General features: G+C 35.9%; 21 protein-coding genes, 1 pseudogene and 2 other annotated features. Of the genes and pseudogenes, 12 read left to right on the top strand and 10 right to left on the bottom strand.

Annotated elements, in window-relative coordinates; translation table 11 throughout:
* Nucleotides 1-530 precede the first annotated feature (530 nt).
* The 5 genes from AC1DIT_RS04020 to AC1DIT_RS04000 form a co-directional block, all read right to left on the bottom strand.
* Nucleotides 531-998, bottom strand: coding sequence for a CotY/CotZ family spore coat protein (locus tag AC1DIT_RS04020; RefSeq protein ID WP_016113814.1), 468 nt, complete (start codon nt 996-998; stop codon nt 531-533).
* A gap of 493 nt (nt 999-1491) precedes the next feature.
* The gene (locus AC1DIT_RS04015; protein WP_016113815.1) at nt 1492-3555 is read right to left on the bottom strand and encodes an ATP-dependent helicase; all 2064 of its coding nucleotides are present in this window, start codon (nt 3553-3555) and stop codon (nt 1492-1494) included.
* A 100-nt stretch (nt 3556-3655) separates the two neighbouring features.
* Nucleotides 3656-4078: a GNAT family N-acetyltransferase gene (locus AC1DIT_RS04010; RefSeq protein ID WP_033671025.1), complete on the bottom strand. Its 423-nt coding sequence runs from the start codon at nt 4076-4078 to the stop codon at nt 3656-3658.
* A 1-nt stretch (nt 4079) separates the two neighbouring features.
* On the bottom strand, nt 4080-4598 hold the full coding sequence (locus AC1DIT_RS04005) for a YjcG family protein (RefSeq protein ID WP_016113817.1): 519 nt from the start codon (nt 4596-4598) through the stop codon (nt 4080-4082).
* 93 nt (nt 4599-4691) lie between these two features.
* Nucleotides 4692-5423: an alpha/beta hydrolase gene (locus AC1DIT_RS04000; protein ID WP_016113818.1), complete on the bottom strand. Its 732-nt coding sequence runs from the start codon at nt 5421-5423 to the stop codon at nt 4692-4694.
* A 376-nt stretch (nt 5424-5799) separates the two neighbouring features.
* Here AC1DIT_RS04000 and AC1DIT_RS03995 point away from each other — a divergent pair, with 376 nt between their 5' ends.
* The 7 genes and pseudogenes from AC1DIT_RS03995 to AC1DIT_RS03965 all read left to right on the top strand — a co-directional run bounded on the left by AC1DIT_RS03995 (nt 5800) and on the right by AC1DIT_RS03965 (nt 13611).
* The gene (locus AC1DIT_RS03995; protein ID WP_016113819.1) at nt 5800-6711 is read left to right on the top strand and encodes a DMT family transporter; all 912 of its coding nucleotides are present in this window, start codon (nt 5800-5802) and stop codon (nt 6709-6711) included.
* A 433-nt stretch (nt 6712-7144) separates the two neighbouring features.
* Entirely contained in the window at nt 7145-7726 is a 582-nt protein-coding gene (locus AC1DIT_RS03990; RefSeq protein ID WP_016113820.1) for a DUF4256 domain-containing protein, read from the top strand.
* 488 nt (nt 7727-8214) lie between these two features.
* On the top strand, nt 8215-10830 hold the full coding sequence (gene ppsA / locus AC1DIT_RS03985) for a phosphoenolpyruvate synthase (protein ID WP_476998070.1): 2616 nt from the start codon (nt 8215-8217) through the stop codon (nt 10828-10830).
* A 112-nt stretch (nt 10831-10942) separates the two neighbouring features.
* Nucleotides 10943-11350: pseudogene (locus AC1DIT_RS03980) on the top strand (CgeB family protein); the annotation flags it as partial.
* 345 nt (nt 11351-11695) lie between these two features.
* Nucleotides 11696-12397 carry a TCR domain-containing protein gene (locus tag AC1DIT_RS03975; RefSeq protein ID WP_016113823.1) on the top strand — a complete coding sequence of 234 codons (702 nt, stop codon included), beginning with the start codon at nt 11696-11698 and terminating at the stop codon, nt 12395-12397.
* Nucleotides 12398-12463: 66 nt separating this feature from the next.
* On the top strand, nt 12464-12937 hold the full coding sequence (locus AC1DIT_RS03970; protein ID WP_016113824.1) for a hypothetical protein: 474 nt from the start codon (nt 12464-12466) through the stop codon (nt 12935-12937).
* Nucleotides 12938-13428: 491 nt separating this feature from the next.
* Nucleotides 13429-13611, top strand: coding sequence for a hypothetical protein (locus AC1DIT_RS03965; RefSeq protein WP_016113825.1), 183 nt, complete (start codon nt 13429-13431; stop codon nt 13609-13611).
* A 239-nt stretch (nt 13612-13850) separates the two neighbouring features.
* Here the strand turns inward: AC1DIT_RS03965 and AC1DIT_RS03960 are convergent, their stop codons facing one another.
* The 5 genes from AC1DIT_RS03960 to putP form a co-directional block, all read right to left on the bottom strand.
* A complete protein-coding gene (locus tag AC1DIT_RS03960; RefSeq protein WP_016113826.1) occupies nt 13851-14138 on the bottom strand; it encodes a hypothetical protein in 288 nt (95 codons plus the stop codon).
* Nucleotides 14139-14140: 2 nt separating this feature from the next.
* Nucleotides 14141-14437: a DUF2089 family protein gene (locus AC1DIT_RS03955; RefSeq protein ID WP_016113827.1), complete on the bottom strand. Its 297-nt coding sequence runs from the start codon at nt 14435-14437 to the stop codon at nt 14141-14143.
* Between the two features lie 1450 nt (nt 14438-15887).
* On the bottom strand, nt 15888-16736 hold the full coding sequence (locus AC1DIT_RS03950; protein ID WP_016113828.1) for a DUF2935 domain-containing protein: 849 nt from the start codon (nt 16734-16736) through the stop codon (nt 15888-15890).
* A gap of 366 nt (nt 16737-17102) precedes the next feature.
* On the bottom strand, nt 17103-17492 hold the full coding sequence (locus AC1DIT_RS03945) for an Ig-like domain-containing protein (RefSeq protein ID WP_016113829.1): 390 nt from the start codon (nt 17490-17492) through the stop codon (nt 17103-17105).
* A gap of 181 nt (nt 17493-17673) precedes the next feature.
* Entirely contained in the window at nt 17674-19140 is a 1467-nt protein-coding gene (putP, locus tag AC1DIT_RS03940) for a sodium/proline symporter PutP (protein WP_016113830.1), read from the bottom strand.
* A gap of 305 nt (nt 19141-19445) precedes the next feature.
* Nucleotides 19446-19684, top strand: a binding site (T-box leader).
* 49 nt (nt 19685-19733) lie between these two features.
* Nucleotides 19734-19974 (top strand) — a binding site (T-box leader).
* 52 nt (nt 19975-20026) lie between these two features.
* Between putP and trpE the strand changes: the two genes are divergently transcribed.
* Genes trpE through AC1DIT_RS03915 form a run of 5 tightly spaced genes read left to right on the top strand, consistent with a single transcriptional unit; the run spans nt 20027 to nt 24418 of the window.
* The gene (gene trpE / locus AC1DIT_RS03935) at nt 20027-21445 is read left to right on the top strand and encodes an anthranilate synthase component I (RefSeq protein ID WP_016113831.1); all 1419 of its coding nucleotides are present in this window, start codon (nt 20027-20029) and stop codon (nt 21443-21445) included.
* The gene (locus AC1DIT_RS03930) at nt 21442-22029 is read left to right on the top strand and encodes an aminodeoxychorismate/anthranilate synthase component II (protein WP_016113832.1); all 588 of its coding nucleotides are present in this window, start codon (nt 21442-21444) and stop codon (nt 22027-22029) included. The genes trpE and AC1DIT_RS03930 overlap by 4 nt, the downstream gene beginning before the upstream one ends.
* Nucleotides 22026-23051, top strand: a complete 1026-nt coding sequence (trpD, locus tag AC1DIT_RS03925; protein ID WP_016113833.1) for an anthranilate phosphoribosyltransferase — start codon at nt 22026-22028, stop codon at nt 23049-23051. Before AC1DIT_RS03930 ends, trpD begins: the two co-directional genes overlap by 4 nt.
* Nucleotides 23052-23813, top strand: coding sequence for an indole-3-glycerol phosphate synthase TrpC (gene trpC / locus AC1DIT_RS03920; RefSeq protein WP_016132599.1), 762 nt, complete (start codon nt 23052-23054; stop codon nt 23811-23813).
* Nucleotides 23810-24418: a phosphoribosylanthranilate isomerase gene (locus AC1DIT_RS03915; protein WP_016113835.1), complete on the top strand. Its 609-nt coding sequence runs from the start codon at nt 23810-23812 to the stop codon at nt 24416-24418. Before trpC ends, AC1DIT_RS03915 begins: the two co-directional genes overlap by 4 nt.

Raw genomic sequence — 24418 nt, 5'->3', positions numbered from 1 at the left:
CATAGGGAGTCAATTTATATTCCTGTTTTTTGTTTATGTTGTCACTTACATTATACAAGAGTCTGGAGTAGTACTCTTTTTATGTGTTCTCAAAACCTTTAGTACATAAGAGTTGAGAGTTATGAAATTGATTAGGATAATAGAAACGGTTGATTGATATAGCAAACTTTAATAGTAGGATAAGGCTGTGCGAGCATGCGCAAAGTCGCTTTAATAAGATATTCAAAGGAGAGAAATTTGCACATGATTAGGATATGAATGGAATAAGGAAAATATGAAGAAGTAATTCGTGGGTTTCAAACAGAAATAGAGAGCCTGTGAGTTATACATGTATTTCATATGGATAAATGAATATACATGCTAGCTATGTAGGAGATAAAGAAAAATCCCGTTATTATAATGAATTGATGGTTACATATGTTCCATATTGCTTCCATTGCTATGTAATTATAAAAAATCGGTAAATTTACTTATGAATAACTTACAGTAATGGATATGGAATGGGAAGTTAGTATTCAATTTCTATATGTTTAATAGTTTACAACAGAAGCATCACGCAAACATTGAATACCGCAAAAACAATGTAAATCAACCGTGATACAAGAAGAGGTTGCACGTAATTCAGCATGCGGAATCGTTAAGTAAGTACAGACTGGATCTGGGCTAGTGTCAGGTCCCTTCCCCACGATAACGATTAATGCACGTAATACTGCACAGCAATCCTCATCTACACTTTCTACACGGAAAATAGGAGAGCGGCAATATTTATTTGTAGAAGGAACATATGCTTCGAATGGATTTCCTGACTTTGTGAATAAAATAAATGGACGTGTGTTTGCTACTTTTGTTGTATAGTGCGGACCGAGGAGTGGAGCTTTAAATTGTGATGAATAAGAAGTGGATACACACGCTTGTAATTCATGTATGAATTTGACGACATTACATACACAGCTTTCATCAAAGTACGTATTGCTTTCGACGTTGCAATTGTAGCTCATATTGTTCACCCCTTATCTTCAAGTTTATCCCGCATTAACGGACAGTAACACTCCCACCTCAAAATTCAGCGAAAGCGAAGAAGTTAGGTGKGAGATGAACTGTCCGTAAAAGCCCGATTGGTTCAACTAATAATCAGTGGGGGATGGAGAAAACCCCCACTGATTAAAGTTTCACTTTATATCATTAGAATATGAGTCGAGCAGAGTCGATATTACGGGAGACAAAGCTGATTTCTATATAAATATAAATTGAAAAACCGACATAAAACTATTCTTTTTAGGTGGGAGAGAGCATCTAGCCATGTAGTCAGATCCTTTTCCTGCCTCATGCCAAGTTAAAACAAAGAGAGAGGGAAAGAGAGTGCAGGTAACCTTTTGTTCTTCATAGCAGGGGATTATATGTTGAAAAATTAAAATAGAGTTGTATATTTAAAGCGATAAGGATTTCAGCGGGATATTATTTGAGGAAGATATGAAAAAAATCAGCACAATGTTAAGGCGCTGATTTTTTCGGTACATCTTTTTGTGCAATATATAAAAATCTCGATACATCTAATTTTTTCCCTCTAAAAAATTGCGGAGAGGAAATGTATAGTTCTTCTTTTGCGCGCGTGATGGCGACATACATGAGCCTTCTTTCTTCTTCTAACGCCTCAGAAGTATCAGTTACGCGGTCATTCGCATCTTTTAAAGAAGACGAATGAGGCAGTATGCCGTCGCTTGCTCCAAGTAAAAAGACACATGGAAATTCCAGTCCTTTTGCATTGTGAATAGACATAAGGGACACAGCATCTTTTTGTTGCATTGTTTTTAATGCTTCCATTTCTTTTTGGCTTTGAATCGCCGTGCTTACAAATTCTAAATAGGAAGGGATATCGGTAAATCGAGTAGCCGATTCCATTAATTCTTCGAGCATTTCTTCTTGTATGTCTTTATGCATCGTAAAGGAAGAACGGTCATTGCTTTGTAAGTACTCTAAGTATTTGCCTTTACCTTTAATAATTTCTTTTAGTGCCTTCTTTGGTTCTAATTCTTTTATGAATTTAATGAAGTCAATCCGGTCATTTATTTTTTTGACTTGAAATGGTTTTAAACTCGGGTTTAGCAATAGAAAATGAAGAAGGGAAGGGAATCTTCCTTCACCGTATTTCCATTGTTCACGTTCAATAAATGAGATGCATTCATCACGGCCGATATACATCGTTGGTAATATACTTGAGAGCGATTCGATTCGAAACGGTTCATATGCGAGACGTAGATGATCGAGTACTGGCTTAATTAAAGAATGCTCATAGAACGATTGGCTTGCACCGTGTTTGATAAACGGGACTTTATGAATCGTCAGTTGATCGAGTAAAGAACGACTGACAGAATGTGTACGATACAATAAGCAAAAGTCTTTGTATTCTCGTTCGCCGCTCGCTACTTTATCTTGAATGAGTTGCAGAATTTGATTTGCCTCATCAAGAGTAGTTGCAGGGCGTGCATAAAATGGCTGTATACCTTCTTCGTGAACGGAATATAATTCTTTTTTAAAGCGTTCTTGATTCAGTTTAATGACTTCGTTTCCAAGTCCAACGATAAATGGATTAGAACGATAATTTGTATTTAGCGCAATAATGGTTGTATCATCAAATTCTTTTGGAAAGGATAAAATAATTTGATGACTTGCACCGCGCCAGCCATATATCGCTTGATCGTCATCTCCCGCGATAAATAAATTATTTCGCGGCGAAGCTAACAGTTTTACAATCTCATATTGCGCATACGATGTATCTTGAAATTCATCGACTTCAATGTAATGGAATCTATTTTGTAATTGTGTTAATAAAGGTGCGTTATTTTCAAGCATATAGAATGTTTCTAGTAAGATATCATCAAAGTCTATATATCCGTATCTTTGTTTTACATCTTCATAGCGTTCATATACTTCACGGAATTCCTGTTCAACGGGTGTTTTTGCTTGTACATCTTTGGGACGATTTAATTTGTTTTTTTCGAGTGAAATCATTGCGAGCATCGTTTCAGCGTCATAATCATCTTTTAAGCGCAATTCTTTCAAAATTTTCTTTATCATAATTTGTTTATGTTTTTCATTTGCTAAAATCTGCTGGTTGTATCCTTGGCTACGAAGTAATTTTAAAAAGACGGAATGGAATGTGCCTGCGACAACATAGCGGCTTGCAGCATGATTCATACCAGGTAAGTTTGCCACGCGGCTTCGTATTTCTTCAGCAGCTTTTTGTGTAAACGTAAGCAGTAAAATGTTGCGTGGGTGGACATTTTTTACATTGATTAAATAGCCAACGCGCGTTGTTAAAACAGATGTTTTCCCGCTTCCAGCTCCGGCTAGTGTAAGAACAGGACCTTCTGTCGTTCGCACAGCTTCTAATTGTTTTTCATTTAAATACACACCTTGCTGCTCTAGGGCGCGGAAATAAGCCGCATCGTTATCCTTCTCTACAATTAAATTGACAGAAGTTTTTGGAATATGATACGTGGCCTGTGGAGCGCTAGCGTGCGTTAATGTTTTTTGCGAAAATTTTTCTTGAGTCATACATTCACCTTCAAAACTATAGCATCAACTTTTAACTTTAGCGGAAGAAAAAGAAAATAGCAATGTAAAAAACAGGAGGGGGTACCTCCTGTTTAGAAAATCATAATTCTTTTATCATCACAACATGTGGTATATCAGCCTCTATAAATACATCAGAAACAGTTTCATATCCGAGTTTCTTATAAAAGGATTCCGCCTGCGTTTGAGCATGGAGTTTCAATTTTGGTAGCGACTCCTCTTTGGCATACGCCTCGAGTGAGTCCATAATGATTTTTCCGACTCCCTTTTTGCGATGGGAAGCGAGAACGCATATCCGTTCCATTTTCCCGATGTCATCCACAATGCGAAAGCGACCTGCTCCGACTGGAATATCCTTATCATATATAACGATGTGTTTAGAAGTTTCTTCAAATTCATCGTATTCTTCTTCAGCAGACACATGTTGTTCTTCAACAAAGACTTGTTTACGTACAGAGAATGCGTCTCTTAGCTGTTCATCTGTTTGCACGATTTGTGCTTGCAAATTAGTTGTTCCCCTTTCCAATATGGAATGTTTCATATACTGTCCATGTTTCATTTTCTAATTGATATAGAAGGTGGAAACGGTCGATTGGTTGCTCGTAATAAAAGTCTTTCATACGTAAGCGACCTAGTACATCAGCATGCTCTGCATCTGATAAATTTTGTCCAATTGTTAAGTGTGGTATAAAAGCGTACTCGCGTTCTTGCGTGAAGAATCCTTTATGCATTTCTTCGTTTAAGAATGTGAGTTCAGGTGTTTTTTCTACTTTAAAATAAATAACATTATTAACAGGTGCAAATGAGCTTACCTTTCCAACATGAAGGGTAAACGGATTTGTTTTGTTTGCAATTGTATGTAGCTCCTCGACAATCGCTTCTAATTGTTCATCTGGTGCCTCAAAGGGTGCTTTTAATGTGATATGTGGTGGAACCAATGCATAATGCGGATCGTAACGCTTACGCAATCCGTTTGCTTTATCTTGAATCATTTTTGATGGAAAAATTACAATGCCTAGTTTCATCTTTCAATTCCTCCCTTTGTAAGTCTAGTTAGATTTTGAGAAAAACAAATCTCTTTTTCTATTATATCAAATAATTCTGAATACTGCTTCCTATTATTTCATTGATAGAATATAAGAAAATGCCTTTGGTAAGTCTGTTTGCCAATATTTCCATGTATGATTTCCTTCAAATTCTTCGTAATGTGTTGTGAAGTTTTTTTCTGTAAGCAATGCATGTAATTCACGATTTGGACCTACGAAATCAGAAGTTTGTCCATCAGTGCGCTTCACATTTGTTTCTTCTGTACCAATTACATGATAAATTTCTAACGCTTGTGGATCTGTAAAATCTTTTGCAAGGTTAAGTACTGTTTCATCGACAAACGGGGACTGCATAACGACTTTACCGAATGTATGCGGATACATAAGTGCTGTCATAAAGGACACTGTACCGCCAAGGGAATCACCGATTAATACACGACCTTTTCCCATTTGATAGGTTGGATAATTTTCATCAATATATGGAACGAGTTCGTGAGCAAGAAAGCGAATATATGCTGCATTCTTTATATCGTTTGGAAAGTATTTTTCTTTACGATCGTGTACATTTTTATATGGAATACCGACAATAATTGTTCGGTCAATTTCTTCATTTTCACGAAGGCGTTCAATTACGCGGTGCGCTTTACCAAGCTGAAAATAATCTCTGCCATCTTGTGCAATGACAACGGTGTGCTTGTGCAGCGGCGTATAATTAACTGGTAAATAGACAAGAAGCGTAATGTCTTCTTGAAGTGATGTACTGTAAAATGAAAGTTCTTCTATTCTCCCGATTGCTTGAGTCATGTATGATCCCCCTAAATAAAAAATATGCTGTAGTTGCCCTGTGAGGATAGCGCAGGTAGTGAAGATGTAAGGATGCATCTACTACTGTGCTTCTCATTTTCTATTTTACCATAATGGTAAGAAGAATCTAAAAAATTAGTATTTATATGATAAAAGAAAAATCGATATAAAATCTAATCTTTAGGTGGAAGAGAGAATCCGCCATGGATAGAAGCGGTCAAATCCTTTTCCTGCCCCATGCGAAGTGAAAATAAAGAGAGGAAGTGAGTGCGGGTCACCTTCTGTTTTTCGTAGCAATGATTTATATGTTGAAAGATTAAATTGGGTTTATATATAATGAAGTGGGGATTTTTACAGAGAGAGGGGTAAAATAACTTTGAAACAAGAAAAATCAATTGCACTACCGTTAGCAGTTTCCATTATAGCTATTTCATTTGCAGCTGTTTTCGTTAAGATGTCCTCAGCACCATTTTCAATTTTAAGCATGTATCGGTTATGGATTATTGTAATCTTTATGCTTCCGATTGTTTGGAAAAAGCGTGAAGAATTTCGCGGAATTCAAAAGCGAGACTGGTATTTCTTAATAGGATCAGGCTTCTTTTTAGCACTGCATTTTCTTTTATGGTTTGCATCTYTAAAATTTACAACTGTTGCCAGCTCAACCATTATTTTAGCGCTCCAGCCAATCGTATCGCTAGTTGGAGGTTTTTTTCTGTTTAAAGAAAGAACGACTTATTCAGCGATTGCTACAATGGGGATTGCTATCCTTGGTGTAATGTGCATTGGATGGGGCGATTTAGGGTTAAGCAGAGAAGCGATATTCGGGGATATTTTATCCTTTTTAAGTGTAATTGCAGTTGTTGGTTATTTATTTATTGGGCAAACAACAGTAAAAAAAGTTTCGCACTGGATTTATAGTTTTACCGTGTTTGCATTTGCCGGGATATTCATCGCTATTTATAACGTAGTAATGAATGTGCCTTTTACAGGATATTCTACATGGGACTGGTGGATTTTCATTTTGCTTGCGATTGTACCAACTGCTTCACATATGATTAATAACTGGTTATTAAATTATGTGAATGCGACAACAATTTCAATGAGTATTTTAGGAGAACCTGTTGGGGCATCAATTCTAGCATTCTTCTTACTAGGTGAGAAGCTGAATAGTATGCAAGTTATTGGTAGCGTTCTCGTATTATGTGGTGTGTTTATTTTCTTGTTGCAACAGCAAAAACGTGTGCAGAAGGAACCAGTACAAAGTGCAGCATTTACGCAAGAGCTGTAGTGTGTTTATAGATAATTAGTAGGCTGTTAGGGGCAATCCTAGCAGCTTTTTTCTACATAAATTGAAAAAATGATATAAAAACCTTTCTTTTTGGGTGGAAGAGAGGATCCGGCCTTGTATAGAAGCGGTCAGTTCTTTTTTTAGCCTCATGCCAAGTGGAATCAAAGAGAGAAAACGAGTGAAGATCTCCTTTTTGTTGAGTAACAATAAAATTGTTTACTTACAAATAAAATCGTTACATTTACAATAAAGATGTTTAAAGACGTCAGTCATGTTATGCCATTAAAGGGCCAGATTGTGGAGAAATGGATTTACTAAATCATATAATTTATTGTAAACTGAATCCACACAATTATTTAAACGATTTATTATAAAACAAATATTTATATATACTTAAACCATTATGAGTAAAAACAATAAGGGGGGAACTAACATGACGAAGAGAAGTAAAATCAACAATGAAAAGGAGTTGTTACTAGAACAACGTGAAGAATTACTCAGAGCATTGAAAGCCCGTTTTGAGAAAAACATGAACCGCCATAAAGGTCTTGAATGGGCTAAAGTCCAAGCAAAGCTGGATGCTAATACTGAAAAACTGTGGTCGCTCAATGAAATGGAAAGAACTGGCGGTGAACCGGATGTTGTTGGTCATGATAAAGAGAAGGGCGAATACATTTTTTATGATTGTTCAGCGGAAAGTCCTAAAGGTCGCAGAAGTGTTTGTTATGATCGTGAAGGGCTAGAGTCAAGAAAAAAACATAAACCAGAAAATAACGCTATTGATATGGCAACTGCCATGGGCGTTGAACTATTAACGGAAGAACAATATCGGGCGTTGCAAAAACTTGAAAATTTCGATATGAAAACGTCGAGTTGGGTGCAAACACCCTCTGATATTAGAGAACTCGGCGGTGCCCTTTTTTGCGATTGTCGCTTCGGGCACGTCTTTGTGTATCACAATGGAGCAGAATCCTATTATGCCGCCAGGGGTTTTCGTGGTTCGCTAAGGGTTTAAATTTTGCACAGATAGCTAAATTTGAATTTGAGAACGGATCACCTAGGGAAAAGTTTTAATTTCATTCTTCAACTATCGGGCGCTATCCTTGAAAAAGGGTAGTGCTCTTTTGCGTAAAAGGGCCAGATTGTTGAATAACTCTTTATAAGGAAAATGGAGATTGTGAAGAACTGTACTTATGCCAGCGGGCAGGTTAGTTTATTAAGAACGTGATATCTCATATTAATATAAGATATTTTAGGGAAAATAAACAGATTAAATTGAAAAAAGTTGATTTTAACCATATCCATTGTGGGCTAAAAGGCATATGAGCTACTTTCGATTGGATGAACCGAGGCATCAGTTTACCACTGTATGGTAAGGTTTAGCTGTTTTTTGAACTCTTCCTAATTTAATTATAGCATTTAAAAAATGGTTAATATAGACTTTTTATTCTCATTTACTACTGCTAAAATCAATAGAACATTAATGGTTAGGAGAGATGTAGAATGAGTCCTTTGGTTCTCGGTTTTCAGGAGATAGAAGAAACACAGCTTTTGCTCGTTGGCGGAAAAGGGTTAAATTTAGGGGAATTATCAAAAATTCAAGGAATACAAGTACCAGAAGGATTTTGTATTACAACAGTAGGATATCAAAAAGCCATCGAACAAAACGAAACGTTTCAAGCATTGTTGGATCAAATAACAATGCTAAAAGTAGAGGATCGTAATCAAATTAGTGAAATCAGTAGGAAGATTCGACAAATTATTATGGAAGTAGAAATTCCTTCCGATGTTGTGAAAGCAGTTGCTGACTATCTCTCCCAGTTTGGCGATGAACATGCTTATGCAGTGCGTTCTAGTGCGACCGCTGAAGATTTGCCACATGCCTCTTTTGCTGGTCAACAAGACACTTATTTAAATATCATCGGAAAAGAAGCAATCTTGCAGCATATCAGCAAATGTTGGGCTTCCCTATTTACGGATCGAGCGGTAATATACCGAATGCAAAACAGATTTGACCACAGTCAAGTTTATTTATCCGTTATCGTCCAAAGGATGGTTTTCCCACAGGCTTCAGGGATTTTATTTACCGCTGATCCGATTACTTCTAACCGAAAGCTGCTATCAATCGATGCCAGTTTTGGACTTGRAGAAGCACTGGTCTCTGGCTTGGTATCTGCCGATTGTTATAAAGTACAGGAAGATAAAATCGTCGATAAGATGATAGCAACCAAAAAATTGGCTATCTATGCACGAAAAGAAGGCGGAACAGAAGCGCGGCAAATTGATCCTGATCAGCAAAAGACTCAAACACTTACTGAACAACAGATATTACAACTAGCACGCATAGGAAGACAGATCGAAGCTTATTTTGGTTGCCCACAAGATATCGAATGGTGTTTGGTTGATGATACATTTTATATTGTCCAGAGTCGTCCAATCACTACTTTATACCCCATCCCTGAAGTGAATGATCAAGAAAATCACGTCTATGTATCTGTTGGTCATCAACAAATGATGACCGACCCCTTGAAACCATTGGGAATGTCTTTATTCCAGTTAACATCTTTTGGACCCAGGTTTAAAGCTGGTGGAAGGTTATTTGTTGATATCACGCATAATCTGGCTTCACCTGTCAGCAGAAAAACGATAATAGATACATTGGGACAATCCGATCCGCTCATAAAAGACGCACTCATGACTATAATAGAGCGAGAAGATTTTATAAAATCGTCACCAGATGGTAAAAAAGTACCGAGTCCCAGTAAAAGCAATAAAGGTATATCATCTTCGGGTTTTCAAGCACAAATCGAAAACGATCCGACAATCGTTTCTAATTTGATTAAGAGTAGTCAAACATCGATAGAAGAGTTAAAACAAAACATCCAAACGAAATCAGGATCAGATTTATTTGATTTTATTCTAGAAGATATCCAGCAATTAAAGAAGATTTTATTTGACCCACAAAGTTTGGGTGTGATTATGGCTGCTATGGATGCTTCAACATGGATCAATGAAAAAATGAACAAGTGGTTAGGTGAAAAAAACGTAGCAGATACGCTTTCTCAATCTGTACCAAACAATATTACTTCGGAAATGGGTCTGGCGCTATTGGATGTCGCAGATGTGATTCGTCCTTATCTAGAAGTAATTGATTATTTACAACAAGTAAAAGATGATGACTTTTTGGATGAACTGGTTAAGTTTGATGGTGGACAGGAAACCCAAGACGCTATCTATGATTATCTCAGCAAATACGGAATGCGATGTACCGGAGAAATCGATATTACTAAAACTCGTTGGAGCGAAAAACCAACTACACTTGTCCCCATGATTCTTGGTAATATCAAAAACTTTGAGCCGAATGCTAGCAATCGGAAATTTGAGCAAGGGCGACAGAAAGCTTTGAAAAAAGAACAAGAGTTATTAGATCGATTGAAGCAATTACCGGATGGTGAACAAAAAGCCAAAGAAACAAAACGAATGATCGACCTAATCCGGAATTTTATCGGTTATCGGGAATATCCAAAATACGGCATGGTTAATCGCTACTTCGTTTATAAGCAGGCTTTACTGAAAGAAGCCGAACAACTCGTACAAGCCAACGTTATTCATGAAAAAGAAGATATATACTATCTCACTTTTGAAGAACTTCACGAAGTCGTACGCACAAATAAACTAGATTACCAGATCATCAGCAAACGAAAAGACGAGTACAAATTATATGAAAAACTAACTCCACCACGTGTTATCACGTCTGATGGTGAAATCATTGTAGGTGAGTACAAACGAGAAAATCTCCCAGCCGAAGCGATTGTAGGTCTACCTGTTTCTTCCGGAGTTATAGAGGGACGAGCACGTGTCATCTTAAACATGGAAGATGCTGTTCTAGAAGATGGAGATATATTAGTCACCTCCTTTACTGACCCTAGCTGGACACCATTGTTTGTATCCATAAAAGGCCTAGTCACCGAAGTTGGTGGACTGATGACCCATGGAGCAGTTATCGCACGTGAATATGGCTTACCAGCAGTTGTCGGAGTGGAAAATGCTACCAAACTGATAAAAGATGGGCAACGAATTCGCGTGCATGGAACAGAAGGGTATATCGAAGTATTTTAATTTCTGAATACGTACAGATTTAATTAGTAGCACCGCTCCAGTGGATACCAGAGCGGTGTCTCACAATCTTTCCATTGGGACAAAAAATTGAAGCCAACTTTATCGGTGGTGCAAACTTAAAACAGATACTTTTATAAAGCCTATCTCTGAAGACGTTGATGTATTATTTATCGGTGCTATGAATGAGCGCCGTAAAGCAGTTTTTGATCAGTTAAAAAAGCTTGCACCAGATTTAAATATTATTTTTAAAAGCAATGTATGGGGAATTCTCAGAAATGAACTTATAGCGAGATCCAAAATTATTTTAAACATTCATTATTATTTAACTGGTATTCTTGAAACGCCGAGGATTTCTCACGCTGTCGCGAATCATAAATTCATTATCTCTGAAACTAGTAACCCTGACGATGAAGCAAGAATTGATTATGAACAGCTCAAACTTAATTTAGCAAAGTTAAATAAAAATAAATACGTAGAAGAGAAAACTGCTTTCGTTAAATCAATTTTAGAAAAGATTTAATGTTTTTTTATTAAGTTAACAGGGGGATAAGCTGAAAAAGAAAGGACATAACATATTTTATACGACCAATATGTTATGTCTTTTATCTATCTTTTTTCAATTTAGGTCTGGATAAGCTATATTTTCTCTGAATTTTATCTACTCTTGCATGGACTTTAAGATATCAATATAATGTCTCCTAAGACTCATACCAATATCTGAACATCCTAAATCTACATTCCCCTGATTTCTTTCAACACCGTTTTATCTTCTTCTTGCAATTCTAAATCAGCTAAAAATTACATTTGATGATGACTATAAATACCTATATTTTTATGGAAATTAAAGTTTTTCGGGGGGATAAAGATGTGGCAAAATGAACAAGGATATTCCGGTGGTTATCCTTATTATCAACGTAATTGTTCCAATTCAGCTTGTTTGAATCCCTATTGTCAGTGTGGAGAAAATTGTAGGTGTGACCATAACCATCAATGTCATGGGGGAGGCAACCTTGTTTATACGCAACAGAAAGTTAATTTAAGTAATTCTATGCGTTCAGTTTGGGAACAACATGTATATTGGACTAGGATGACAATCATTAGCATAGCTTTTGGTTTACCAGATATAGACGTTGTTACCGCTCGTCTACTTCGCAATGCTGTAGATATGGGGGATTTGCTAAAACCTTATTATGGAAATGAAATAGCAACAATGTACAACAACTTAATAAGGGAACACCTGGTAATTGCTGCGGAACTTGTCAAAGCTGCAAAAGCCGGCAATCAAGAGACTGCAACGGCTGCCGAGAGAAAGTGGTACGTAAATGGAGCTGAAATTTCCCAATTTCTAAATAGAATAAATCCTTTTATTTCAAGAGAGGGATTCCAAAAAATGTTTTTCGAGCATCTGACACTTACTAAAACGGAGGCAGTACTTATGCTCCAAGGTGATTTTAAATCCAGTATTACTGTATTTGACAAAATTGAAGCAGAAGCCTTACAAATGGCGGACACAATAACGATTGCAATTGTAAAGCAGTTCCCGAAAATGTTTTACATATATATTTAATAGGGCAGAAAGGACCTCAAAAAAACCCGAATATTGCCTGAAATACCAAGTGGGAGGGAAATATAATTGGGACATGAAATGAACCATATGAATACTGTGGGTATATCGTGGCTCTTTGCCGTTGTTATCTTATTTATTTGTGCACTGCTCATTTGTCATATTATTTTTACACTCTGGAAGCAACGAAATCGTTTATACAAATTCAATGAACAATCTAATATAATCGTCCATTCACTTCCGATGTCCTTAGGAATGGTTTCTACAATGACAGTTTGTGTAGTTATTGGAGCCATTATGAGTCACCATCTAAGTACGGCCTATGTTTTAGGACTCCTGATTGGTGTTTTTGTTAGTGGTATTATCAGTTTTCCATTTCAAGATATGATCCTCATATTAAACGGGATTGTAGCAGGAGCAATGGGAGGATTAATGGGCGTAATGATTGGTATCATGATACCTCAAACCGGATTGTATATCATTGTAATACTATTAATGATATTGTTTACAGCCACTTGGGTTACCATGAATCGACGAAAGTAGGATCTGCTCCCTTATTTTTGGGTGTGAGGCAAAGATTGGGGGAGCGAAGCAAGGGGCTAACCCCTAAATATGCGTAAATTTATAAAACATTTTTATTAAAGCATTGTTCTAAAAGAAAAACGAAAGACGTATAAAATGACAATAAAGTTATTTAATGTAGTGTAGTGCTATCCTAAAGAGAAGTAAAAAATCCCTCTTGGAAATAGCACTATTTTTGTGCTGAAAATAGCTGTTTTTTACCTTTTAAAACACTTACAGGAAGTTAGTTTTTTAAGTCTTAACGGGGGCCCGCCCCATGCCCATCAACTTAACATTTTGAAGTATCCCCCAAACGAAAAAAATTGTACTGTCAAAGGTAAATATAGAATTAGAGTGCAAATTATCAAGAATTAATAATTAGTAATGTAGAAGCTTTCAAATAAAATCGGTAAAATAATAACCAAGTATTGAAATTAGAAACAGGACTGTATTAAAAAAGGAGATTCTATACTATGGAGCAAATTATTTCAAATAATAAGAACGGATCTACAGAAATATATTATAAGTTATTCTCTATGTTATCTTTCTTGACTTTTCATAAGATTACATCCATTGAAAAGAAAAAGAAAAGTCTTAAGCTTTCCCTCAAAAATGAATTGGAAAGTTTAACAAAAAATAACCCTTATAAATTATAATGCCTTTCTCAAAAATTAAACTTTACAAGAAGATTTATTTAAAAAATATTATTAAACCAATATAAATTCATATTAATTTGACCTCAAAAACGCTATTCTTTTTGTAGAAATATACAGAAAGGATGGCGTTTTTTTTGTTGTATGGATACTAATTTACATTAGGTTTTCTGATAATGTGATAATATCTCATGTTGCTTTATAAAACGAAAAAGAGACCTTAACAAAAAGATCTCTTAAAATTAGAGATTCTGTAACTCAATTAGATCTAATTCTTTTTGTCTCTTTTTTTTAAAACGTTTTCTTCCTGAAGCCCATATACTTAAAAATCCGCATAAACCAGCTATTATCATTATCCATGTAGAAAAATAATCACCTTTAGCTATTAGTAGTTTATTAAAAAAGAAGCTAATAAAACCTATGTATGCTACAGGAAGAATTCCACCTAAATAAGGGTTTTTTCGAGATGATAAAAAGATTTGAGTAACTATAATAACAATAATAACTAGTATTCCAACTACAGGACTCATAATTAAACATCCCTTTCTTTTTTATATTTTTCTATGATGATTTTAGCGATGTCTAGACTAATTCGTTCATCAATAACAAATCCCTTAATCATATTTACAAACTCTACATCATCTTCTTTACTATGTACTTCAATCTTTTTGATTAACCTATCTAATTTGGCACGTACTGTTGGATAAGAAACATCATACAAGTTAGACATATTTTTTAAAGAGCCAGAATTCAATATAAACTTTCTAATAAATTCTAAAGACTCTTTATCTAACGAGAGAACCCATGAAGGGATTTCTTCTCTTTCCATAAAAAAACACCCCCTTGCTTTAATAATATTAAACTCAACCTAAAAATTATTCAATATATAATTAAATAAAATAAAAAATATTTTAAATTTATTTGTGTTTTTAAAATCACAGATTGATGGTATATTGTATATTTCATAAAAAAAGGAGCTTTTATGCAAACAGATTATCAAGTTTTGCAGTCTTTTAGGAATAGTACCCTATGCCCACCAACCTAATCAGAATAACCTTCCCAAAAACGATATAAATAAATTTTTTTGTTATAAAAGCCACAAAATTTTCGTTTTGGGGATACTTCAAAACTTTAGCTTGATAGCGATGTGGTAGGACCCAAGGAAACAATTAATTTCCAATACATGTCTTAATGGCGTACCGCCAACATTTTAACGAAAATATACGCTAAGCAAAATTCGACATGAGAAAACGTTGATTTTACTACTCTAAGCGATATCACCAGTAGGTATTTGAGACAAATGCACTTCAATGTAAAAGGTGCTGAAAAGAGCTTAAATAGTGTCTCAAAACTCATCTTTAAATCAAATTCTCAATTCAACTCGTGTTATGGAGTTTTGAGAATCCCTTAGCGTATAAAAACGTTAAAATGTGTGTCCTACTCCTAATGCGAAAATATGATATTTCGTGACCTTACCCTCATATGCAATATTACATATAAAAATATATTGATATAAATGTAAGCGCTTACTATAATAAAAGCATAAAGATAAATCACATCTTAGCATCAACAACAGAGGAGGAAATAATATGACAATYGCAATGRCAGTTTTAAAATTTGTAGGTGGWGYRCTTCCATTCGTTCAAGAACTTTTAAAAGCATTTATGTAAGTACATTATTTAGCAATTATTTATAAAAATTATCATATCTTAATACGAAATAAGAGGAGGAAATAATATGGCAATCGCAATGGCAGTTTTATCATTCTTAGGTGGAATCATCCCATTAGTAGGAGAGCTTTTAAAAGCAGTAATGTAAGTTCATTATCCCGCAATTATTTATAAAAATTATCATACAAATGATCTGTATATCAAAGATGAATTGATTTGCAGATCATTTGTGTGAGCAAAGTCCCTTTAGCATTATGAAGGGACTTTTTTTAATTTCTACATACTTGAAGTTTCCTCACATCAACATCAAGTTAAAAGCACTTTTAAAACRTTAAAAAGTGCTTTTTATTTATTATAAATACGAATGTAAACTTTTGAATATTAGTTTACTTTCAAATTCCCGAAACCATTGCCTTCCCGTCAATTCTCCTAATATCCTCAATTTATAAAAAGAAATTATACATTCAAAAGACTATAAACAAAGGGGTTAAAAATCCCTTTGGGAATATTTAATAAAATAATGTATGAATCTATCACAAGGAAAAGAAGCTAACAATAAATTGTTAACTTCTCAGCTTAAGGAAAAATAGTATCTTTCCTTATCTTCTACTATCTAGATTGTGATTTAATATTTGTAAGATGAGCATCAAACATATCAATTATTTCAAGAAATCTATCAGCTTCACGGAAAACATGATCTGCTAATAATGGATGAATGATACTCTTTATTTTACATTGCTCAATTAAATCACGTGCCGTTTTCTTAAAATCCCGAAGAGATGTAACTGACACACGATTTTGATCTAAAAATTGATCTAAAAGAGGAACTGTTTGGGATTGTGGTTTCATAGATTCTAAGTCAATTGCTTGATACATCAATTCATCAAAATCATTGCTAAAATTCCGGGCTGTATCTACAAGCTTTCTTTCCGATGGATCAAGAAGATGACCAATAAATTTAGCATGGTCTGCCATAATCCTTAAAAAGAACACATTTTCTTTAATAATAGCATCAGGAAGGGCATCTAATTTACCTTCATTTAATTCAATTAAACGTTTTCTAAAATAATTAGCTTCCCTACTTGTATGGTCAACTAACAGTGGGAAATTATTTTGTCCTGGCAATTTACATGTGAGAATTAATCCTAGAATTTTTCGTTTAAATCCAAAAATATTAGTTGCAGCTTGTTGTACTTCTGAATTAAATCTTTTTATTTGCTCAGGATCTGTTTGATTTGTATAGGAATACGCTATTTGTTCGATATGTTCAAACAATCGATAAAATTGATTAGCCTCTTGGATTAATTGAGTATCCTCACATCTAAACCCCAATCGGAGAAAAAAAGAATGCTCCTTCATAATTCTAGACCAAAAACGAATTTCATTTAATGATCGTTCAACAAACATTACAGACGTAACACCCGTATCAGGATGTAATGAGGTTTCATCCCTATTCATTCTTAATCCCCCCAGTAAATACTAAGCTAGTTCCATTCTTATGAGTAAATATATATAAAAATACCATCAATAAAAATTCATGATGAATAATGATAAATCTCGTATACATGTAAAATTAACCTATCATTATCGATAGCCAAAAAAAAGCTCACTCCTTATCTATTTTTATATAAGGAGTGAGCTTTTCTTCTGAAGTTTCCCTGGCGCAACCTTAGCTTGATAGCAATGTGGTGGGACCCCATATAACGAAGAACGAATGTAAATAATAAAATCCCCCAACATATTAGACATATATAATATGTTGAAGAGATTTATATTAAAACATTTTATAAAATTAGGTCTTGATAAACGTGTTAGCAAGGGATTTTATTTTGGATTTGTTATAAAAGGATAAACATGAACGATACATAAATCACGAAATTTTCCTTCGGCAGTTGTTACGATTACGACAGCTCGCCCAGGATTCATTCCAGTTATGATTGCTTTGTTATCATCTGCATAAACTGCTATGACGTCATGATTCATATTTTTCCATATAAGCTCTTGGTTTGTTGCTTGAATTGGGAGTACAAAGACAGATAATTCAGCGTTTTGTCCTACTTTTATTTTTAGTTTGTTTTTTTGTATATGCACACCAATTACAGATACAACAGAAGGAGCAAGTGAGATTTGAGGTGAATTTGATTGTATGTTTGGACAAGAAGTATTTGTGATAGGTGAAAAGTTTTTTGTATTTTGGTGTCTTAGTGATGCCATCAATCGTTATTCCCCTTTCTGTATGAGTGTCGATACTCATACTATAACGAAGTAGTGTTATGATAAATTTAACGAAATATAAAGAAATTGTTAAATTCAAAGAGGAAATTGTCGAAAGGTGAGTAAAAGAAAGGAACCTCCGCTGTTATGATGAAAGCGGAGGTTCCCTAGTCTAAAAATATTATGCAATTTTCTCAAATTCCTCGAACTGCTTTTCAACTTCTTTTGAAGGTTTTGTTAGTAAACTAACAATAACAATTGCTAGTAAACTTGCTGTGAAACCTGGAATCATTTCATATAGGAAATCTTTTAAAAACTTAAATTGTGTCCACGTGATAACAGTTGCAGCACCAGCAAGCATACCAGCTAGCGCGCCCCATTTTGTCATACGTTTCCAGTATAAGCTTAGTAAAACGACAGGACCAAATGAAGAACCAAATCCAGCCCAAGCATAGCCAACAAGCGCTAGGATTGTGTCGTTTTGTTTAAATGCTAATGCACATCCAATAAGTGCAATGCCAAGAACAGCCATACGACCGACAAATACAAGCTCGCGATCAGATGCAGAACGTTTAAAGAATGTTCGATATAAGTCTTCTGTTACCGCACTTGATGTAACAAGAAGCTGAGATGAAATTGTACTCATAATCGCTGCTAAAATAGCTGCTAATAAAAATCCAGTAATGAGTGGGTGGAATAAAATTTTCCCTAGTTCTAGGAAGATTGTTTCTGGATTCGATAGCTTTAATCCTTCTTTTGAATAGTAAGCAATACCGATAAGACCAGTAAACATAGCTCCTACCACAGAGAAAATCATCCAGCTCATACCAATTCGGCGTGCGCTTTTGATTTCTTTGACAGAAGAGATGGCCATAAAGCGAACGATAATATGAGGTTGTCCAACATAACCAAGGCCCCAAGCGAATAATGAGATAATACCTAATACAGAGGTCCCCTTAAAAATATTTAAAAATGTTGGATCAATTGATTTGATCGTATCAAATGCTGGTCCAAGACCATTTACATTCATAATTGTTACGACTGGAACAAGAATAAGAGCAACTACCATAATGATTCCTTGAACGAAGTCTGTCCAGCTCACAGCTAAGAAGCCACCAAATAATGTATAGGCTACAACAACTGCTGCGACAATGAATAATCCAACATGATAATTCATGCCAAATGAATTTTGGAATAATACAGCGCCTGAAACTAATCCTGAAGCTACATAAAATGTGAAAAAGATCATAATAACAAGTCCAGAAACAAGACGTAGCATATGAGATGCATCATGGAAACGATGCTCTAAAAATTCTGGAATCGTAATAGAGTTGTTTGCAATCTCAGAGTAGGTACGTAAGCGAGGAGCGACATAGACCCAGTTTGCGTAGGCGCCGAGTGTTAGGCCAATCGCAATCCAGCTACTACTTAATCCAACGCTAAACATCGCACCTGGTAAGCCCATTAAGAGCCAACCGCTCATATCAGATGCTCCAGCACTTAATGCTGTTACTGCGGGGCCTAGTGTACGCCCGCCAAGCATATAATCTGTTAAGTTGGATGTTCGTTTATAAGCAAAATAGCCGATGACTAACATCCCGAGCATGTAAATAGAGATAGAAATTAAAACTAATATCTGCGAATTCATGTAGTTCCCCTTCCTTTTGTAATGTCTTTTGATGAACTTTGCATAATTATAATCTATCATGATTATTTCAGAAAATCCATATACAAATACGAATTTTCTGAAATGTAAGCGTTTTTTGACAATGTTTTATTTTTAGAATATATAATTTTCTGACAAAAAACCTTAATTTTAATAGAGTATTTATTATATTTACATAGAAACAGGTTGTTTTGTCAATATAATATTGAATGGAGAGATAAATAAAATTTTTTAAAAAGTATTGACTTATGAAAAAGGAAAGGAATATAATGATTTCAACTTAAAAAATGCAAGCGTTGATGAAGAAGAGTACGTATTATGAACATGTCAGAGAGCTGATGGTTGGTGCGAATCAGTATGGAATTAATATGGAATGGCCTTCGGAGCTTCCAAACCGAACCGAAAGAAGTAGGCTTTGGCGACATGATCTCATCGATACAAGAGACACGTATTATATTTTGATACGTTAAAGTGCGTTACATTTGTAACGAATTAAGGTGGCACCACGGGAGTACCCGTCCTTTCTATAGGATGAGTACTCCCTTTTTGTGTATAAAAATAAATGAGCTGAATAAACTAAATCGTTTAAGTAAGAAGAGTACGTATATTGGAGACGTTCCAGAGAGCCGGGGATAGGTGGGAGCCCGGTGCGGTGCCATATGCGGAATGGGCTTACGAGAGGTATGCTGAACCGAAAGAAGTAGGCAACCCGGGTTCCGCCGTTACAAGGATAAGGTATATATTTGTACCTGAATAAAGCGGGATGCTTCTGCATCCAATAAGAGGTGGTACCACGGTGAATTTATCGTCCTCTACATATTTCGATATGTAGAGGACTTTTTTTATTTCCAATAGTGAGGTGACAGACATGATAACGAAAGAACAATTTAATATGCAAAAGAGACAAGGAAAATCCTTTTTGGTAATTGATGAAGAAGAAGGAGATAGTGTAACGCCAATTGCTTTATATCGCCAGATGAAAGGTGAGAAAAAATTTTTACTCGAAAGCTCGCAGCTTCATCAAGATAAGGGACGTTATTCTTATTTAGGATGTGATCCATACGGAGAAATCAAAAGTGTAGGCGCGGCGGTAGAGATTACGATAAATGGTAGGACTGAAAAGATAGAAGAAAATGTATTACAAGTATTGAAAAAGACCCTTGCGCCATCGGGGGTGGAAAGTCCATTTCCATTTTGCGGAGGAGCAGTTGGATATATTGGTTATGATGTGATTCGGCAATATGAAGATATTGGAGAAGAACTGTTCGACCCGATAAATATTCCAGAAGTTCATGTATTACTGTACCGCGCGTTTATTGTATACGATCATTTACGTCAAAAATTATCGTTTGTATATGTATACAGAGAAGATGATACAGACTCTTTTGAAGAAGTGTATGAGAGATTACAGGCATATAAACAAGACGTCTTACATGGAAAAGAAGAACAAGTGACAGAAATGCAGCCTTCCTTATCCTTTACTTCTTCTATAACAGAAGAAAAGTTTTGCGACATGGTGGAGAAGGCAAAAGAATACATTCGAGCTGGTGATATTTTTCAAGTTGTGTTATCTCAGCGTCTGCAAAGTGAATTTATAGGCGATTTATTTGAACTATATCGCAAACTTCGGATTGCAAATCCATCACCGTATATGTTTTATATTGATTTCCGAGATTATGTTGTACTTGGTTCCTCACCGGAAAGTTTACTTTCTGTACGAGATGAAAAAGTGATGACAAATCCAATCGCAGGAACAAGACCACGTGGAAAAACAAAAGGAGAGGATGAAGAGATAGCGAAAGAACTCTTAGCAAATGAAAAAGAGCGTGCAGAACATATGATGCTTGTAGATTTAGGGCGAAATGATATCGGGCGGGTGAGCGAAGTCGGCTCTGTGGGGCTAGATAAGTATATGCAAGTAGAGAAGTACTCACATGTGATGCATATTGTATCTGAAGTTTACGGAACATTGCGAAAACGAATGGATTGTTTTGACGCATTAGCGTATTGTTTGCCGGCTGGTACTGTATCTGGAGCACCGAAAATTAGGGCGATGGAAATTATAAATGGATTAGAAACTGAAAAAAGAAATGTGTACGCCGGTGCGGTAGGATATATAGCTTTTTCTGGAAACCTTGATATGGCGCTTGCGATTCGCACAATGGTTGTCAAAGACCAGAAAGCATATGTGCAGGCGGGAGCTGGCATTGTCTATGATTCAGATCCAATTGCTGAATATGAGGAGACGTTAAATAAAGCGAAGGCGCTTTTGGAGGTAATGAAATGATTGTACTCATCGATAACTATGACTCATTCACTTATAACTTGTATCAATTGTTAGGGGCATATGAGGAAGAGATTGTTGTCCTGCGAAATGATAAAGTGACGATTCAAGAACTCGAAGAAATGAAACCAAAAGCAATTATTCTTTCTCCAGGACCTGGAAAACCAGAGGATGCAGGGATTTGCATCCAGGTAATTCAACATTTTTATAAACAAATTCCGATTCTTGGCATTTGCCTCGGACACCAAGCGATTGTTTCAGCATTTGGCGGGGAAATTGTGGGGGCGAAGCACATTAAACACGGAAAAACATCACGTGTAAAACATAATGGTACGTCAATATTTTCATATGTTACACAGCCGTTCACTGCGATGCGCTATCATTCACTCGTAGCGGCGAAGCATACGATTCCAAAATGTTTTGATGTATTAGCAACAGCGATGGATGATGGGGAAATCATGGCGGTTCGCCATAACTATTATCCACTCTTCGGATTGCAGTTTCATCCAGAGTCAATTGCGACGGAAGAGGGCGGGAAATTAATCCGTGCATTTTTATCCAGTGTGAAAGAGGAGGAGCGAGTATGAATAGTTATCTTCGGAAATTAGTTGAAGGACAAGATTTAACGGAACAGGAAATGTATGAAGCAGGCCTTGCACTCTTAAGTGAAGATATATTAGAAAGTGAAATTGCAGCTTTTTTAGCATTGTTAAAGGCAAAGGGCGAAACTTCGGATGAAATATATGGTCTCGTTCGTGCTCTTCGGGAAAAGGCATTACCATTTGCAAGTCATATAAAAGGAGCAATGGACAATTGTGGAACCGGCGGAGACGGTGCACAAACATTCAACATTAGTACAACATCTGCTTTCGTACTTGCCGGGGCTGGCGTAAAGGTGGCGAAACATGGGAATCGCGCGGTTTCTAGTAAAACAGGGAGTGCGGATTTATTAGAAGAGCTTGGTGTCAATATTGCATGTACACCAAAAGAAATTGATTATTTATTAGAAAAAGTCGGCATTGCTTTTCTATTTGCACCAGCTATGCATCCAGCACTTAAACGCATTATGAAAATAAGAAAAGAGCTAAATGTACCGACCATTTTTAATCTAATTGGCCCTCTTACAAATCCGATTGATTTAGAAACGCAGTTTGTTGGTATATACAAACGAGATATGTTGTTGCCAGTAGCAGAGGTATTGCGAAAGCTTGGTAGAAAACAAGCGCTCGTTGTAAATGGAAGTGGATTTTTAGATGAAGCATCTCTGCAAGGGGAAAATCATGTAGTGATTTTAAAAGATAACAAAATTATAGAAGAGAGTATTATTCCCGAAGAATATGGATTTTCTCGTGTGAGCAATGAAGAAATACGAGGCGGGAATGCAAAAGAAAATGCGAATATTACACTGCAAGTACTAGAGGGGAAAAAGAGTGTATACCGTGATACGGTTCTACTCAATGCAGGTCTTGCACTTTTTGCAAGTGGAAAAGCAGGGACAATGCAAGAAGGAATTCATATTGCGGCTCAAAGCATAGATTCTGGAAAAGCGTTATCGAAATTGAATCTATTAATTAGTGCAAGTAATAAAAGATTGGAGAAGGTGAACTAAATGGAAACCATTTTAGACAAGATTGTTGAGCAGAAGAAAAAAGAGGTAGAAGCGCTGCACGAAACATATACGCCGGTGAAGAAACAACGGAAGTCACACTCTCTTGTAGAGGCACTGCAAAACTTCACTGTCATTGCTGAAGTGAAGCGAGCTTCTCCATCTAAAGGAGATATTCATTTACATGTAGACGTACCGAAACAAGTGAAAATGTATGAAGAGTGTGGTGCCGGAGCAGTTTCTGTTTTAACGGATGAACAGTTTTTTAAAGGATCTTTTCAAGATTTAGAAACAGCACGAGCAAATAGTAATATTCCACTTCTATGTAAAGATTTTATTATCGATACGATTCAAATTGACCGGGCGTACGAAGCGGGAGCGGATCTCATTTTACTTATCGTTGCTGCACTACCAGAGCAAAAGTTACAAGAGTTATATGCATACGTGCAAAAAGTAGGATTAGAGGCAATTGTAGAAGTCCACAATGAGGGAGAATTAGAGGTAGCGTTAGCACTAAACCCTCATGTGATAGGAATCAACAATCGTAATTTGAAAACTTTTGAAGTGGATTTGAGTACGACAGAAAATCTAGGGAAACGATTGAATGAAGAAAATATGCTTTGGATTAGTGAGAGTGGTATTCATACGGAAGAAGATATCGTACGTGTGAAGCAGGCTGGTGCAAAAGGAATTCTTGTTGGGGAAGTGCTGATGACTGCACCTTCTGTTAGAGACTTCTTCCAATCGCTGAAGGTGATAACATGAAAGTGAAGATTTGCGGCATTACCGATGTAGAAACAGCAAAGAAAGCGTGTGAATATGGCGCAGATGCGATTGGATTTGTGTTTACGAAAAGCAAAAGGGAAATTGCGCCTGAAAAGGCAAGACAGATTATTGGTGAGCTTCCAGCTAATGTAATGAAAGTTGGTGTTTTTGTAAATGAATCGGTAGAGGTCATTCAGAAAATCGTAAATGATTGTGGTTTAACACATGTACAACTGCATGGGGATGAAGGAAATCATCATATTAGAAGATTGAATATTCCGTCTATAAAAGCGATTGGTGTACATTCGAGCGAAGATATAAAACAAGCAACAAATTATGAAGCTGATTTTATCTTATTTGATAGTCCGAAAGACAAATTTCATGGTGGAAACGGAAAAACATTTTCATGGCAGTTACTAGAGCGTATGCCAAATACAGTTCGTAAAAAGTGCATATTAGCTGGTGGATTACATCTTGGAAATATTACAGAAGCAATTGAAACTGTTAAGCCATATATGGTGGATGTCAGCAGTGGAGTGGAAACGGATGGAAAGAAAGATAGCGAAAAAATAAAACAATTTATTATAAAAGCGAAGGAGTGTTAA

This window comes from Bacillus sp. 05T22, assembly GCF_056396765.1.
This window is presented reverse-complemented; position numbering and strand designations above follow the sequence as displayed.